General features: G+C 47.5%; 16 protein-coding genes. 4 read left to right on the forward strand and 12 right to left on the reverse strand.

Annotation, left to right across the window (positions count from 1 at the left end; genetic code table 11):
* Positions 1 to 97 precede the first annotated feature (97 nt).
* Positions 98 to 1,081, forward strand: a complete 984-nt coding sequence (locus tag QEP07_RS11760; RefSeq protein WP_256002335.1) for an alpha/beta fold hydrolase — start codon at positions 98 to 100, stop codon at positions 1,079 to 1,081.
* On the opposite strand, the gene QEP07_RS11765 is transcribed toward QEP07_RS11760, so the two are convergent.
* A complete protein-coding gene (locus QEP07_RS11765; RefSeq protein ID WP_256002333.1) occupies positions 1,078 to 2,097 on the reverse strand; it encodes a Gfo/Idh/MocA family protein in 1,020 nt (339 codons plus the stop codon). The genes QEP07_RS11760 and QEP07_RS11765 overlap by 4 nt on opposite strands.
* A 76-nt stretch (positions 2,098 to 2,173) precedes the next feature.
* Here QEP07_RS11765 and QEP07_RS11770 point away from each other — a divergent pair, with 76 nt between their 5' ends.
* Entirely contained in the window at positions 2,174 to 2,518 is a 345-nt protein-coding gene (locus tag QEP07_RS11770; protein ID WP_285010298.1) for a hypothetical protein, read from the forward strand.
* 75 nt (positions 2,519 to 2,593) lie between these two features.
* On the opposite strand, the gene QEP07_RS11775 is transcribed toward QEP07_RS11770, so the two are convergent.
* The 7 genes from QEP07_RS11775 to QEP07_RS11805 all read right to left on the reverse strand — a co-directional run bounded on the left by QEP07_RS11775 (position 2,594) and on the right by QEP07_RS11805 (position 10,844).
* A complete protein-coding gene (locus QEP07_RS11775) occupies positions 2,594 to 3,274 on the reverse strand; it encodes a YiaD family glycine zipper/OmpA-like lipoprotein (RefSeq protein ID WP_256002327.1) in 681 nt (226 codons plus the stop codon).
* A 113-nt stretch (positions 3,275 to 3,387) separates the two neighbouring features.
* Positions 3,388 to 4,086, reverse strand: coding sequence for an ABC transporter ATP-binding protein (locus QEP07_RS11780; protein WP_285010299.1), 699 nt, complete (start codon positions 4,084 to 4,086; stop codon positions 3,388 to 3,390).
* Complete coding sequence (locus QEP07_RS11785) at positions 4,083 to 5,561, reverse strand: DUF5687 family protein (RefSeq protein WP_285010300.1); 1,479 nt, start codon at positions 5,559 to 5,561, stop codon at positions 4,083 to 4,085. Before QEP07_RS11785 ends, QEP07_RS11780 begins: the two co-directional genes overlap by 4 nt.
* Positions 5,562 to 5,563: 2 nt before the next feature.
* Positions 5,564 to 6,844 carry a replication-associated recombination protein A gene (locus QEP07_RS11790; RefSeq protein ID WP_285010301.1) on the reverse strand — a complete coding sequence of 427 codons (1,281 nt, stop codon included), beginning with the start codon at positions 6,842 to 6,844 and terminating at the stop codon, positions 5,564 to 5,566.
* A 39-nt stretch (positions 6,845 to 6,883) separates the two neighbouring features.
* The gene (locus tag QEP07_RS11795) at positions 6,884 to 8,146 is read right to left on the reverse strand and encodes a DEAD/DEAH box helicase (protein ID WP_285010302.1); all 1,263 of its coding nucleotides are present in this window, start codon (positions 8,144 to 8,146) and stop codon (positions 6,884 to 6,886) included.
* Positions 8,147 to 8,224: 78 nt separating this feature from the next.
* Positions 8,225 to 8,956, reverse strand: a complete 732-nt coding sequence (locus QEP07_RS11800) for a DUF4197 domain-containing protein (protein ID WP_285010303.1) — start codon at positions 8,954 to 8,956, stop codon at positions 8,225 to 8,227.
* Positions 8,943 to 10,844, reverse strand: coding sequence for a YfbK domain-containing protein (locus QEP07_RS11805; RefSeq protein ID WP_285010304.1), 1,902 nt, complete (start codon positions 10,842 to 10,844; stop codon positions 8,943 to 8,945). Before QEP07_RS11805 ends, QEP07_RS11800 begins: the two co-directional genes overlap by 14 nt.
* A 95-nt stretch (positions 10,845 to 10,939) precedes the next feature.
* Here QEP07_RS11805 and QEP07_RS11810 point away from each other — a divergent pair, with 95 nt between their 5' ends.
* Together QEP07_RS11810 and QEP07_RS11815 are read left to right on the forward strand one after the other, a co-directional pair.
* On the forward strand, positions 10,940 to 11,518 hold the full coding sequence (locus QEP07_RS11810; RefSeq protein ID WP_256002308.1) for an RNA polymerase sigma factor: 579 nt from the start codon (positions 10,940 to 10,942) through the stop codon (positions 11,516 to 11,518).
* A complete protein-coding gene (locus QEP07_RS11815; RefSeq protein WP_285010305.1) occupies positions 11,508 to 12,569 on the forward strand; it encodes a hypothetical protein in 1,062 nt (353 codons plus the stop codon). The genes QEP07_RS11810 and QEP07_RS11815 overlap by 11 nt, the downstream gene beginning before the upstream one ends.
* Here the strand turns inward: QEP07_RS11815 and QEP07_RS11820 are convergent.
* The 4 genes from QEP07_RS11820 to QEP07_RS11835 form a co-directional block, all read right to left on the reverse strand.
* Positions 12,566 to 13,576 carry an inorganic phosphate transporter gene (locus tag QEP07_RS11820; protein ID WP_256002303.1) on the reverse strand — a complete coding sequence of 337 codons (1,011 nt, stop codon included), beginning with the start codon at positions 13,574 to 13,576 and terminating at the stop codon, positions 12,566 to 12,568. The two genes, QEP07_RS11815 and QEP07_RS11820, sit on opposite strands and share 4 nt — an antisense overlap.
* 10 nt (positions 13,577 to 13,586) lie before the next feature.
* Entirely contained in the window at positions 13,587 to 14,228 is a 642-nt protein-coding gene (locus tag QEP07_RS11825; protein WP_256002300.1) for a DUF47 domain-containing protein, read from the reverse strand.
* An 80-nt stretch (positions 14,229 to 14,308) separates the two neighbouring features.
* Positions 14,309 to 15,334 carry a sensor histidine kinase gene (locus QEP07_RS11830; protein WP_285010307.1) on the reverse strand — a complete coding sequence of 342 codons (1,026 nt, stop codon included), beginning with the start codon at positions 15,332 to 15,334 and terminating at the stop codon, positions 14,309 to 14,311.
* A gap of 48 nt (positions 15,335 to 15,382) precedes the next feature.
* The gene (locus tag QEP07_RS11835) at positions 15,383 to 16,156 is read right to left on the reverse strand and encodes a TIGR03915 family putative DNA repair protein (protein ID WP_285010308.1); all 774 of its coding nucleotides are present in this window, start codon (positions 16,154 to 16,156) and stop codon (positions 15,383 to 15,385) included.

Consider the following 16,156-nt stretch of genomic DNA (forward strand, 5'->3'; position numbering starts at 1 on the left):
TGGTGGAGTTTAAACACCCTCACATTGTGTTTGATAGTTTTTTTAAATATGTTTATAACCTTATACAGATTAAATTGTTTGAAGTTAATAAACAGCCATGTTGAAAAGAATATCCTTTGTATTGTCGCTGCTCTTCTCGTTATCAGCGTTTGCACAAAAATCAGACACCTTATCTGTAACCCTTGAAAATGTAGGTTATCCTCACCCGGTAAAGTTCTTTCCGGTGCATACCGAGGGCCAGGATCTCCGGATGGCCTACATGGATATCATGCCTGGCAGGATAAGCAACGGCAGAACTGTCGTATTGTTTCATGGAAAGAACTTCGGTGGATATTACTGGACTAATGTTATAAAGGCGCTAACCGATCGCGGGTTCAGGGTTATCGTGCCGGATCAGATTGGATTTGGTAGGTCGTCAAAAGCATTCATACATTATAGTTTCCATCAAATGGCGCGCTGGAACAAAGCACTTCTTGATACCTTGAAGATCCAGCGGGCAAGCGTGCTCGGCCACTCGATGGGCGGAATGCTTGCCACGCGTTTTGCCTTGATGTATCCGGAGCGTACCGAGAAATTGCTCTTGGAGAACCCTATCGGTCTCGAAGACTACCGGCGTTTCGTACCTTATATAACCACGGAAGAGCAGTACCGCACCGAGTTGAAATCGACCGCAGAAAGCATCAGACGGTATTATCAGAGTTCTTATTTCACCGTCTGGAAACCTGAATATGAAGAACTGGTGAACATTGCTGCCGGAGTTACGGCGAGCGCAGACTTCCCCAGGTGGGCCAGGGTTGCTGCGCTAACATATACTATGATTTATGAACAGCCGGTAGTATATGAATTCTACAACATCAAGGTTCCTACGGTGCTTTTTATCGGGAAACAAGACCGCACGATCGTGGGGAAGGGCTTGTTAACACCCGATCAGCAAGCTTTATATGGGCGTTATACACTTTTAGGCAAGCAAACCGCAGCTAAAATCCCCGGCGCCAAAATCGTAGAATTCGACGCGTGCGGACATATCCCCCATATCGAGATACCCACAGAGTTCAATGTGTCACTTCTGGGAAGCCTTTAGTTGGCGGCTTCCAGAATTTCTAGTTGAGCAATGACCTGATCAGGGCTTACCGGGTATGGGACGTCATTCACTATGTTTTGGTATACGGCTTCAAACAAGTCCAGGTAATTTCCGCGGAGCGAAGGAACTGTTTCGACAGTCTTGTTTCCCGACTGGTCAACCAAAGTAAGCTTGCCGGCTGTGCCAGCCGCTTCTATACCATAGGTATCGTTGTCCAGCTTCATGCCTCCCAGCAACTGCTCTTCCTGACTATCGGCCCTCACCTTATGAAGTGAGCCAAGATTGCCGTGGACCACAAAGGCCGGCAAAGGATCCGCCAGTAATAAGTTAGCGTGCACAAACACGTTTACGCTGTCTGGATAGCTTAAATGGATAGAGAAATAATCATCCACGCGCGTGTTCTCCCGGTTCATTCCCAATATCTTATGAAAAGATAGCGGCTTACCAAATACACTGATCGCCTGATCCAGTAGGTGCGGGCCAAGGTCATACATCAGGCCGCTTGCAGCATACGGTTCTTCCTTAAAAGTCTTCGGGCCAATTGCTGCCCTGTATCTATCGTAGCGGAAGTGAACTTCGTTAAGTTTACCCAGTCTACCGCTGTCTATAACCTCCCTAACCGCTCTGAAGTCGCTGTCCCAGCGCCGGTTCTGATAAAAAAGAATTTTCCGGCCAACAGACTCCGCCAAAGCAAATAACTCCAGCGCTTCTGCCGAAGTCGCGGTAAAAGGCTTCTCAACAAGGATGTGCTTACCCGCCCGTAAACATCTGGCTGCATAATCGTAATGCGTATAATTGGGGGTGTTGATGATCATCAGCTCGATGCGCTCGTCGGCTATCAACTCATCAATAGTATCATAGCTAATTAGCCCGGGGTAGTCGCCTGCAGCAGCTTTTTTGCTGCGTTCTGTAACCGCATGAAAATGGAAGCCCTGATGCGCATGTACAAAGGGAGCGTGAAACACCTTCCCCGACATGCCATAAGCCATCAGGCCTGTAGTTATTTGTCTATTCATAGGCTAAAAATAGTAAATCATCCAGCGCCAAGCTAATTTATAACGAGAAAGCTGAAAGGTGTCGTACATTTGCATTATGAAGCCTGCAGAAATACATACCAAGTGGAAAGAATTGCAAAGAAGGATCGCCCAAGATTTCGAATCTGAAGAACCTGATTTGAAGGTGGTTTTGTTTTTAATAGGTGTTCAGGAGTTGGGAAGAGGACCAGGCAAATACAGCAAGCGTCAAAAAGAAGAACTCATGCACATCGCTACCTGCCGCCTGCTTAGCGAAATGGGTTTTTACGAACTGGAGGGTCTGGACCAGGATGGCTGGCCCCATTGGAAGCTGGTGAAAGCCGTCCCTTCATACGCATTAATGGAGCAGGAGCTTTTACTAAAGTCACTGGCCATTCATTATTTCGAGGACATATACGAGTAACCAGCTGTATTAAAAAATAAAAAAGACCCCATTGTCTTAATGGAGCCTTTTTCAATAGGTAGATGGAAATGCCGATTATTTGCCTTGTTGCTTCGCTTCCTGAATTAACTTATCGTTCGCAACGATAACCACCTCAACTCTTCGGTTGGCCGCGCGCCCATCTTCAGTAGCATTATCTGCAATAGGCTCAGAGAATCCTTTTCCAATTGTGATCAGGCGCGATGAAGGCACACCCTGTGAAATCGCATAAGCTTTAACTGCTGCCGCTCTTCTTTCTGAAAGACCCTGATTGTAGCTTTCTGATCCCTTGTTGTCTGTATGACCGATGATCTTAATGTCGGTATTCGGATACTGATTTAATGAACTTGCCAAGGCCTGAACGTTAGTCTTCGCTTGTGCGGTGAGGTCCGATTTATCGAAACCAAACAAGATACCACTGTCGAACTTAACAATAATACCTTCTCCTTCACGAATGACTTCAGCGTTCGGAATAGCATTTTGGATCTCTGCAGCCTGCTTGTCCATTCTCTTACCAATGAAACCCCCAGCAGTACCGCCCACTGCAGCGCCGATTACTGCACCAACCGCCGTGTTACCTGCTTTCTTTCCAATGATAGCACCAATCACACCTCCCGTTGCAGCACCGATTCCCGCGCCTTTTTGTGTCTTGGTCATACTGTCGCAACCTTGCAATGTCATCGCCCCGATGGCTATCGCCATACTGAAAGTGGCTATTTTAAATCTCGATGTTGTCATAACTTTTCTATTTATGATCGCCATAAATCAAACCTAGTGCCAAAACCTTTAGCTTGCTCCCTTTAAGTACCGCAGACCTCAGCCCGTGTAAATGCGACCAGTATACTGTACACTTAAGCAGAAAAGTAGTTTTCAAGCGCCCTGAGCGTATTCTCGTCCTTCATGAAATCCTTTATAACGACGCCCTTCTCAAGCAAAATGATCCGGTCGCAAACCTCAGTTACGTGGTTAAGGTCGTGGCTGGAGATCAGCGTAGTCATGCGTTGTTTCAAATCCGGGCTCTTCAAAAGCGTCTTTAAACGAATCTGGGTGGTGGGGTCCAGATTTGCAAAGGGCTCATCGAGAATAAGAAGATCCGGGTTCTGCATCAACCCCGCCGCTATGCCAATTTTGTTTTGGTTGCCTTTGCTGAAATCGCGGATATACTTGTTCTTCTTTAATATTTCGCCGTTAAAAAAATCCTGATACTGCTCCAGGTAAGTAAAAACCGAGGCCTCATTTATGTTATGAAGACTTCCGACAAACAAGAAGTACTCCTCGGCGGTCAGGTAGTCAATCAGGAATCCCTCGTCCAGATACGATGCCGTGTATTTTTTCCAGGCGTCGCTTTCCGACACATCTACGCCTCTGGAAAGCACCAGGCCCTCATCAGGTCTGATCAGGTCAAGCATCATTCTGAACAGCGTAGTTTTGCCTGCGCCGTTATTCCCGACTAAGCCGATGGTTTCGCCTTCGGTAATGCTCAATGATGGAATATTGACAACCGTCCTGTTGCCATAAACCTTTTTTAAATCTGTTATTTCCAGGATCATGATGTTTCTCTAAAGCCAGCGGCGATTTTATATTTTTGTTTCTCAAATTGCTTCACAATAAATCTTATCCAGAACCTCCTCGTCAGCAAACACACAAGTCCGGCTGCTCCGAGCGCTGCCAAACCCCAATAAGGAAGGCCCGCTATAGAAAAAGGGAGGTAAAAGAGATAGGGAAGCAGGAAATAAGGAAGGATAAGAACAAACTGGCTCGCGCCCACGCCCTGGTAGTTGAATCCCGCGCCCTTGCTCAGATCAATCGCCTTATAGTTCCGCGTGGCAAAATAAAGCACCACCACGCTTCCGATGCCGATATTATAAAGATATGCGGCAAGTTGGATCATCACAATTTTCCAGTCGATGAAACCATAAAAAGAAACAAGCAGGGTAATGATGGTAGACGAGACCGTAAAGATCAGAAACTTTGCACGTATAAAATTTACTGTGCTTAGCCGGTTTGCCAGCAGACCATCAAAGTGTGCGCCCTGCCATCCGAACATAAACTGACCATATATACTGATTGCGCTGCCGGTCATGAACGTTGCAGCGAAAATCATTGCACCGAAGGAGTTCGTTGCAAGAAGTTTCTCCTTATAAAACAGAAAGCCATAAAAGACAAAGAGCAGGCTCATGATCACCGCAGACCGCGGCCGCTTGTGTCGCATAATCAGTTTAAGCTCAAGCGCGGCGAGAATGCCCGCCTCTCCGAACCTGCCTAGAAAAGGAAGATCAGTGCTCACCTTTTTTTCTGTACCCGCACTTAGTTCCTCAGCATACAGCCTCGAACGCAGATATCTTGCATGGGCAATGAACACGCCAATAGCTAAGATCGGGAACATGACAGCCAATACAGGCGTAGCGGCAATAAGCCTGAACAGCCTGTCAGATAGCCCTGCAATCGAAAATACACCCGTGTATTCAAGAAGCGCGACCGCAGCTACAACGCCCATGACCACAAAGATCAGATAAGCATGAGTTGTTGTTTGCCGTTTTACATAAAGGGCGGCGTAATTGTTGAGCAGGGTCAAACTTATAACAGCGAGGCAATACATAGCCGAAACCAGGCCTCCGAGTGTGGACGCGACTACCGTCGCGCAAAAGGGCAGAAAAATGATGAGCGGGAAGAGATTAAATGCAGTGAACACCGCCCTTACGTTTAAAAAAGACACTAGTTTGCTTCTGGGAATATTCAAATGCAGGTAGGGGACAATACTTAGGGTGGGCAGGTCCTGCAATTGTATGCGGGCTACAAAGTCAACCGCAAAATAATAAAGAATAAGCCCGTTAAATACCAGCATCACATCCTTTCCAGGAAGCATCATGGGAATGATCTTTTCGAAAGAGAAGCCGATAACCAAGGCTATGGCCAGAAGGTACAATACGGCAAAACCCATAAAAATTTGTGCGGCAATGGTGCCGCCCCGGTTTTGCGACCGCCAAAAGCCCTTCCACTGGTGATGTAAAAATGTCGTCAGCATAATCAGTATTTATATTTATCCTTCCAGTTTTGCCTCAGTTTTTCCCTGAGCTTCTCTTCGGCGGCATTGCGCCCCGGGTTATAAAGTAAAGTGCCGCTCAACTGTTCAGGAAAATACTCCTGCGCTGAAAAATTTCCCTCAAAGCTGTGCGCATACTGATAATCCTTCCCATATCCAATGTTCTTCATCAGCTTGGTAGGCGCGTTTCTGATATGAAGCGGCACCGGTAAATTTCCCGTCTGCCTTACAAGCGCCTGCGCCTTATTGATGGCTTCATAAGATGCATTGCTCTTGGGCGACGAGGCAAGATAAGTAACCGTTTGTGCCAGTATAATCCTGGCTTCCGGATTACCGATCACATTAACCGCCTGAAAACAGTTGTTGGCCAGCAAAAGTGCATTCGGGTTTGCATTCCCGATATCTTCGGAAGATAGTATCAACAGGCGACGGGCTATAAACAGCGGATCTTCCCCGCCCTCAATCATCCTGGCCAGCCAGTATACGGCAGCGTTAGGGTCGCTGCCACGAATGGATTTAATGAAAGCAGATATAATATCATAATGCTGCTCACCAGCCTTATCATACATGGCCATATTCTGTTGCGCATGCGCTAAAACACGCTCATTCGTCAGCACAACCGTTTCGCCGCCGATTCCGTTCACTGCAATCTCGAGGACGTTCAGCAGCTTCCTGGCATCGCCGCCCGATAAGCGGATCAGGGCTTCATGCTCCTCTATCCGGATGTTTTTCTGTCTCAGTAAAACGTCCTGGCTGATCGCATTCTGCAACAGCAGAACAAGCTCTTCCTCTTCGAGAGCCTTAAGGATGTACACCTGGCAGCGCGACAGCAAAGCCGATATAACCTCAAAAGAAGGATTTTCCGTTGTCGCGCCAATCAGCGTCACCAGTCCGCGTTCAACTGCACCCAGCAGGCTATCCTGCTGCGACTTGCTGAACCTGTGTATCTCGTCAATAAATAGTACCGGCATACCCAGCAGACCACCCTTGAGTTGCGCTGCTTTGTCAATGACCTCCCTCACGTCCTTAACACCAGAGTTAATTGCGCTCAGGTTAAAAAATGGGCGGTCGAGTGTTTGCGAAATAATATAAGCAAGCGTAGTTTTACCAACCCCCGGAGGCCCCCAAAAAATCATAGAAGGCAGCTGTCCGCTTTGAATGGCTTTTCGTAAAACAGCATCTGAACCCACCAAGTGTTGCTGCCCCACATATTCATCCAGGCTTTGCGGGCGCAAACGTTCGGCTAAGGGCGGGAGATTCTGCATACAGTAAAGATACGAAAATCCTGCTAAAAATTATAGTTTTTAAGCCTGTGGGCCTTTGTTTTTTGCCGGTTTTTTCTTCCAGAACTTCCGCTTTGGCTTACCGTTCGCCTGTTCAGGCCTGGCCTCACCTGAGGGCTTCTGTCGGGCCGATTTCGGTTCCGGCGCATCTGATGGTGCTTCACCCAGTTCGGCAGGAAGCGTCATGCGCTCAATAGTTTTTCCAATTAGTTTTTCAATGCTTACCAATTTACGTTTATCGCGCGGGTTAACGAGTGTTATCGCAGTGCCCTTGCTGGCTGCCCGGGCCGTCCGGCCAATGCGGTGTACGTAATCTTCAGCATCATGAGGAACATCAAAGTTGACCACTAGATCGATCCCCTCCACATCAATACCCCTGCTGAGCACATCCGTACCGATCAAGATAGGAAGCTGTCTGTTCTTAAACCGCAGGAGCACCTCCTCACGTTCCTTCTGCCCAAGGTCCGAATGGAAAGGCTCTGCTTTAAGCTTAAGCCCCCTAAACACCTTGCCAAGGTTTTTCACCTTTTCCTTGGTCGAGGCAAAAATGATAATGCTCTTGAAGTCGCCTTTTAGAATATCCGTAAGCAGCGGTACTTTCTGTTCATCATAGGCCATATAAACCTGCTGTGATATTCCTTCAGCCGGTTTGGAAATAGCAATGCTGATCTGTTCCGGGTTCTGTAAAAGCCGGCCGGCGAGGGTCCTGATTTTAGGTGGCATGGTCGCCGAGAAAAGTACCGTCTGACGTTTGGCAGGCAGGAAGCTTACAATACGCATAATATCATCATAGAAACCCATGTCGAGCATGCGGTCGGCTTCATCCAATATGAGGTGCTGCAGTTGGTCCAGTTTTAATACACCCGAGGAAAGATGCGAAATAAGACGGCCGGGGGTAGCAATAATAATGTCTACTCCTTCACGCATCGACCGCTTTTGCTGTTCGTAAGCAATACCATCGCCACCGCCATACACGGTAAGTGAACTGATATTCGTAAAATACGAAAGCGCCTCCACCTGCACATCGATCTGCTGGGCAAGTTCTCTGGTTGGCGCAAGGATCAGGGTATTGTTATGACGTTCCGGTGTCTGGGTTATTTTATGCATCACAGGCAGTAAATAGGCGCCGGTTTTCCCGGTTCCGGTTTGTGCACACGCGATCAGATCTTTGTTTTCCAGTATAAGCGGAATGGCTTGTTGCTGTATAGGCGTCGCAGCCTTAAAGCCCATAGCCTGTAACCCTTCAAACAAATCCGGGTTAAAGTTAAATTCTTTAAAATCCAATAGTTATATAAAAATTAGTTCTGTAAAATTAGTCTTTTTTTGTGACACCCCGTACTGGAGTGCCGACTAAATCTACGCTCACCGGTTCCGGTCGGCATACCCGAACACCTTTTGCAGCAGGACTGTCGACCGCGAACCTATATCCTGCCTGATCTTAAGCTCTTCCAGCGCCACCTGAGCAAATATCCCGTCTATCGCTTTTTGTGTTACGCAGGCAGAAAGATCCGTTGTAACCGGTTTGACCAGCGGGAGTTTATTATACTGGCTCGCCGCCTCTCCCCAATACCGCGTGGCCCCAACCTTACTCAGGCTCCCGGCTATTACGGGCTTAAATTTTTCCATCAGCTGAGCCGAAGTAACCCGCTTAAAATAATTCGTAGCAGCATCTTTGTCGCCAAAAAGAATATTGGTGGCGTCTGCTATGGTCATTTGCTTAATGGCCGATAAAAAGATCGGTTTTGCTTCTTTTGCCGCATCCTCGGCGGCACGGTTTAAGCTCAAAATCACATTGTCGGCCAGAGCGCCCAGGCCAACACTCCGAAGCGTTTGCTCTATCTTCTGGGCTTCCGGGGGGAATAAAATTTTTAGCGCAAGATTTCCGAAAAAGCCGTCCTTAACCGAAAGCTGATCCGTACTCCGGCTTGTCCCAATTTCAAGCGCTTGCTTAAGGCCCAGTCCAATCTCTGTGGTTGTCGGCTTTCCGGTTGGTATTTGTTTAATAATGTTACCCAACTGCGCCTGACTCTGAACATCACAGCCGCTTGCGGTCAGCATCAACAGGGGGATTAATACAAGGCTAATTCTTTTCATCGATTTCATCAGTTCTTTCCAAGACAAGCAAATCTTTGGCCAATAGTTTAGCAGATTTCACCAGTCTCACAAATTCAGAACGATAACCTTCAGGATCCTTTCCCAATCCTGCACTGGCATTTCTGATGGCCTGTTCAAACGACGCATTTTGTTTATAGGGCGACTGACGAAGGAGCATGCCGAACTCTGCAATCGACGCATTGAACTTAAAATCTTCTGAAGTCCGTGCAAAAGATACCGGAATGTCCAGCACAGCCTTTTTGATCATTTTACTTGTTCCGCCATCAGGCTTCTTATAACGTACCTTTACGGTCATCAGTTCCCTGCTGTTGCTATACACTGCCGGTTTATCTTTCTGCTGATATTTCAACGGATCTACACTTTCTGCGAAAGAACTTTTCACCCCTGCAGGAATAATTTCATAGAGCGCTGTTACCTGATGGCCGGCCCCGATATCCCCGGCGTCTTTCCGGTCATCATTAAAATCCCCTGCCTTAAGCTTACGGTTTTCATACCCGATCAAGCGGTAAGCCTGTACCCTCGACGGGTTAAACTCCACCTGCAGTTTCACATCTTTAGCAATCGTAAACAAGGTGCCTCCAAAAGCGTTCACCAGCACCTTCCGCGCTTCATTAATATTGTCGATATACGCATAGTTCCCATTTCCTTTGTCGGCCAGCAACTCCATTTTGCTGTCTTTAAGGTTGCCCATGCCGTATCCCAATACAGTAAGTGAGATACCTGTACTGCGTTTCTGTTCTATCAGCTTCAGCATATCCCCATCGCTGCTCGGGCCCACGTTAAAATCCCCGTCCGTAGCCAATATAACACGGTTGTTTCCGCCCTTTATAAAGTGCTCCGACGCAATGTTGTAAGCCAGCTCAATGCCCCGTCCTCCGGCCGTAGAGCCACCTGCGGTTAGCTGAGATAAAGCTTGTTTGATCTTCATTTTCTGGCTGCCCGGTGTTGATGGGAGAACCAGGCCAGCGCTCCCCGCATACACAACGATAGCCACCTTGTCCGACGCCCGAAGCTGATCGGTTAACATTTTTAGCGAAGACACCAGCAGGGGAAGCTTATTGTAGGCGTTCATTGATCCCGACACATCAATAAGAAATACCAGATTGGACTCAGGAAGGTTGCCGGTCTCTACCTTTTTACCCTGAAGTCCAATCCGCACCAGCTTATGGTTGGTATTCCATGGAGCGCTTGAAATTTCTGTATGAATATTCAGCGGGTCGCCGCCTTTCGGCTGTTCGTATGCATAGTCAAAATAGTTGATCATCTCCTCTATCCTAACGGCATCGGCAGGAGGCAGGGAGCCGTTGTTAAGGAACCTCCGCATATTGCTGTACGATGCAACATCTACATCGGCTGAAAAAGTCGACAGCGGTTGCCGGGTTGGCGAACGGAATCCGCTCTCATTTACCGTAGCATAAGACTCAGACTCGCTCTGGTAGCCCCCATTCTGTATATTGAGGCCTGCAACTTTTCCTTGTAAAAGCTGAGGGATGTTCGCTACAGGCACATCCCGCACCTTCGAATGGCCTCTTATCGCCGCCTCACTATTAGTCACGCGTGACGTACTTAAAACGACGTCGACCGAAGTGCTACCGATGATCGACACAGTTTTAGTGTTATAGCTCATGTGTTCTATTACGAGCTGCGTAGCCGTTTTCGGTATCTTTATCTGGTATTTTCCGGTTCTGTCCGTATGGCCTGCCAGTTTAGGCTGGTCTCCGGGCACCACGTAAGATATTCTGGCATTTTCCAGACCGCGATTGTCTTGAGCGCTGGTTACGGTGCCGCTGATGGTCTGCCAGTCGCCCGGAACCTTAAAGGCGGTGAACAGCATGATAATGATTGCAGGTAAAAACAGGTTTTTCATACATTTGGATTTCAGGAATGATGTGGGCATGACAGAAATTCCACAATGCTTTCAAAAAATATTTTTATACTTGAGGAAATTACCGCAGCTATCTATTGAAATTTATAAAGAACATTGCGAGGATCCGGGATCAGGACGATGCCGCTTTGATTGCCAGCTATAAAGCCAGCGGCGATCTGGAAACCCTTGGTATTCTTTACAACCGGTACATGCACCTGGTGTTCGGTGTATGCCTCAATTACCTGAAAGATGAGGATCAAAGCAAAGATGCCGTGATGCAGATATTTGAGGAACTCGTCGTAAAGCTGCGTGTCCATGAGGTCCATAATTTTAAGAGTTGGCTGCATGTGCTCTCTCGCAATCACTGTTTAATGCTGCTTCGCAGAACATCCAGACACAGCACAGTATCTTTAGAAGATTCATTTGTGGAAAATCAGGATATTGTGCATCTTGATGTAGACGATGTTAAGGAGCAAAAGCTTACACTCATGGAAAAGTGTATGGAAAAGTTGCCCGAAGAGCAACGCGTAAGTGTGGATCTGTTTTATTTACAAGAGAAGTGTTATAAAGAAGTGGCGGACATGACGGGATACGATATGCAAAAGGTTAAAAGTTACATTCAAAACGGCAAACGTAATTTAAAGATTTGCATAGAAAGGAACAGTGGTGAATAAAGATTGGTTAGACGTTGAGATTTTAACAGATTACCTTGACGGCAAGCTGGACGCCCGGACCATGAATAAAGTGGAGCGCGAGGCGCTTGAGGACCCCTTTGTTGCCGAAGCACTTGCCGGCTTAAGCCGTTCGCCTAAACGGTCAGCCGACTCATTATCCCTGCTGCAAAGACAGCTTCAGGAGCGGATCTCCGAGCAGCAAAATAGCAAAAAGACTTCTGTTATCACCTGGCAAAGGCTTAGTATAGCCTCGACCGCTGCGGTACTGTTTATAGCGGTTGGTATTGCCTTCTGGATGAGGCAAAACAATTACCGTGACGCGCAGGCCAACCAGGAAAAACGGGTGGAGGTGTCCATTTCACCTAAAAAGGCTCCCGGCAAGCTTGTCCGGCCCGAAGAACAGCTGGCAACGAGTAAACCTGCCGAGCCACTGGATAAAACAGCGGTTAACGCAAACGTGATCTCTACAGCTGTAGATGATAAGCATAGCCCTGAACTTGCGGAAGCCAGGCAAAATAGCACGGCTGCATCCATTACTGTGGCGGTAGCCGACGATGGGCCGGTGGCCGCGCGGGTGTCCGATAGCGCTGTGCTGGCTGCGGCCAGCATCAGTCAGGAGGTTCTTGCAAAGACCGACAGTCTTACAGCCGAAGAACCGGTCATTCGTGGTTACCAGGCGCGCACTAAATCTGCAGTGAGAGGTAATGCACTTACCGCACCCGGACGCGGGATCGCCGATGTGCCGGTCGCCAATATAGAGCAAATACTGCAGGGAAAGGTGTCGGGACTGAATATCCGTGGAGTGGCACAGCCAGGTATTAACCAGCTTAAAGCTTACCTTATCAAGGAAAACCGCTTTTCAGCAGGGATTGCCGCTGGAAGTTCTGCGACTTTTCAGATCACCTTAAAAAACAGAAGGCCCGTGAACGTTCAGGTTGTCCACGGGCTTTCGAAACAATATGATCTTGAGGCGGTCCGGCTGATCAGGAATTGGACCAAATGGACCGATGTTCCAGATTCGGTGCCCTTTACGGTAGTAATAAACTACTAAAACAGGTAATGAATTATAGCAAAGGTAAGCGCTGCAAGCGTAGCTGATACCGGTATGGTTAGTACCCATGCCCATAGCAAACTTACCGTAACGCCCCAGCGAACAGCCGAAACCCGCTTTAATAAACCTACACCAACGATTGACCCGGTGATGGTATGCGTGGTAGAAACGGGAATGCCAAAATGTTCGGTGATACCAAGCGTTACCGCACCAGCGGTTTCAGCTGCCACACCTTCAAAAGCGTTCACCTTGGTGATCTTGGAACCCATGGTTTTCACAATCTTCCATCCACCACTCATCGTGCCGAGCGCAATTGCCGCATAACATGAAATGGGAACCCATTCCGGCATCGGGTCGCCCGTGTTCAGCGTATTGGCTGCTACCATGGCTACATAAATAATACCCATAACTTTCTGGGCATCATTTCCACCATGCGCAAAGCTTAAAGCTGCCGATGATAGCAATTGCAGGCGCTTAAACCATTTCTCGGCAACCGACGGCCTGGCGTTCTTCGACAAATGAAGGATGATTATAGATATGATCACAGAAATAAGCATGCCCAGTACCGGGGCCAGGACAATAAAACTCACAACCTTTAGGATAGGTGTTATATTGATCGCCGAAATCACGCCCGAACCCATGCTGGCTGCCTTCGCCATCCCTGCTCCGGCAAATCCTCCAATGAGCGTATGGGATGAACTGGAAGGTATACCAAACCACCAGGTAAACAAGTTCCATGAAATAGCCGCAATAAGCCCCGCAAGGATAACCTCCAGCGTAATGAAATCTTCTACCACCGTTTTTGCGATCGTATTGGCTACTTTGTGGTCCGTAAAATAAAAGTAGGCTGCAAAGTTGAATACTGCCGCCCATAATACAGCCTGGAAGGGCGACAAAACCTTGGTAGACACGATGGTCGCGATGGAATTCGCGGCATCATGGAAACCATTGATATAGTCGAAAGCAATAGCAAGTACTATTACGACAACCAATAAGGTAGTTACCATTTTTTAAGAATTAAGCGTTCTTCACCAAAATAGACTCCAGCACGTTTGCCGCGTCCTCACATTTATCCGTCGCCAGCTCCAGTGTTTGCAGCACCTCTTTTTGTCTGATCAGCTCGATGGCATCTTTTTCGAATTCGAACAGACGTGCTATAGCCAGGTTGCAAACGTAGTCAGCCTGATTTTCACCGCTGTTGATCCTCACGCAAGCATCAGCAATGACACGGATGTTTTTGAAACTTCTAAGTTCCTTGATGGCCTTCTCCAGGTCGGTACACATCTCTACCAGCAATTCAGCCAGTTTAATCATGGGGTCCGCAATCTTCGTGATGTTGTACAGCTCTATATTGCTTGCCGAAGCATGAATATAATCAGCAATATCGTCAACAGCACTTGCCAGTGAGTGGATATCCTCGCGGTCGAAAGGTGTGATGAAATTCTTGCTCAGTTCCAGAAAAATAGAATGCGTGATGTCATCGCCCACGTGCTCCAGGCGCTCCACCTCCTTAATATATTCTTTTCTCTTCTCCAGGTCCGGGGCGCTAAGTGCAAGCAGCAGAGCCTCAGAGATCTGGCGAACGTTACTTCCCGCCTGTTCAAACAGCGGTTGAAATTTTTTATCTTTCGGTGTGAAGAATTTGAAAATGCTATTCATCTTTGATCTAATATGATACAAAAGTATGACCGCAATGTTAAGTTAATGTTAACTGTTGTGTTTTTCTGCTCCGGCCCTCACTAACCGGTTTTTTCCAGTGTAAAGGCAAACGTAGTGCCTATCTGCAAGGTACTGCGCACAGAGATAATCTGCTGATGGGCCTCCAGAATGTGTTTTACAATGGCAAGCCCCAAACCTGTACCGCCTTCTTCTCTTGAGCGATGGGTATCTATCCGGTAAAACCGCTCAAACAACCGTGGCAGATGCTTTTCGTCTATGCCCATGCCGTCATCCGTAACTTCAATCAGGTACTGGTCGTGCAATTCAAAGATCTTGATGGCCGTAGATCCTTCCGGGCGACCATACTTTAAGGAGTTGTCCAGCAGGTTTATCATCACCTGTCTGATCTTTTCGCGGTCGGCCCGAACATAAGCGGGGTTCGTGTATTTTTCCTTAAAGAAGAGCTTTATGCCCTTGGTCGCAGCTTTATCTTCCAGGCTTTCCATTACCTCCTTAGCCAGAATCACAAAATCAAACTTCTCGTAATTTATGGGTATCTCGCCGGTTTCAAGTTTCGATATCGAATCCAGATCATTGATAAGATAGCTCAGTCGCTCCACATTGTTGGCTGCTTTCTTCAAAAAACCCTCGGCCATTTCCGGATCATCATGAATGCAGTCCTGAAGTGTATCAATATAGCCCTGTATCGCAAATAACGGGGTCTTAAATTCATGGGAAACATTAGAAAGGAATTCCCTGCGAAATTGCTCCTGTTTTTTAAGCAGGTCAATCTCTCTTTTTTTTGCGCCTGCCCACTCCTTTACCTCCTCTTGTACATCGTTAATCGGGTCTGCGCTCACATATTCGCCAAGTGCGTCCTTGAGGTCTTTCCCCAGTTTGAGGTTGTGGATCAACTTATATATAAGGACAATCTTAGAGTAAATGTACTTCTCGAGAAGATAGTAAAACACCACAAAGCTTGTAAGGAAAGAAGCGCCGAAAGACACCAGCATATAATACAGACTATGTTGAAAGTAGAAATTGACCAAGCCAATTGATATGCCCACAGCGAGCGCAGTAATGAGAACCAGTATGCTTAATTTCATGATCTTAATGTCCTTATGGGTAAGCAATTTACAAGTTAAAACCAATAATCACTGCTTTTCTGTAAGATATTTCCAATACCGTTTGGGGACATGTCTGAGATGCAGTTTTGTGTTCTTTCTGGCAGGAATATTGGTGCTGTTAAAATAACCTTTCCACAAACCGGCATAAGCGGTTTCTGTCAGGGAAAGCCGGGCTTCGCCTGGTCTGGTCATCCGGTCATACATCTCTCTTTCGAAGCTAACCTGCTCAGGGCGGCCATCTTCACACCATACGCCATAATGCCGTTTAAGATCGTAAATCAGCCAGCGCTGGTCTGCATACCGATCCCTGAAATGCTTTACGATCAGCGGAATAACATTAAAATCCGGCTCAATGCCACAGTAGTAAAGGCCGTCGGCCGAGTGCTGGAAGCGGATAAATGCCTCCATTCTATGCTTTTCGCGTTCCACCATCTTCGCTGTCTTGGAAACGCTGAGCACATTCGGATCCCCATAGTTGTTCTCCGCAGCTTCCGGCGACTGAAAGATAGTACAGGCGAAGTCAAAAAGCGCCTGGTACATTTCGGGGAGCTCCGAAAGGAAGGCCGCATAAAACTTACGGCGCCATGCCGGAGAAAGTTTGCGCTGTAAGCCTGCCCAAACACGTCCAGCCTTTTTTTCGTCCCGGTGTATCGTAAAGACCTGTCCGAACGCATCGGGCTGGTAGCGGTCGGCCAGTTTGAGCATCACCTTGCCAGGCTTGCGCTCAAACCATTCAAACACGGCGCAAAGCAAGCTTTCAAGGCCTCCGTCAATAATGAATATGCAGGTGGCGTGCCTCAT

Source organism: Pedobacter faecalis (assembly GCF_030182585.1).
In the GTDB taxonomy this organism is placed as follows: domain Bacteria; phylum Bacteroidota; class Bacteroidia; order Sphingobacteriales; family Sphingobacteriaceae; genus Pedobacter; species Pedobacter faecalis.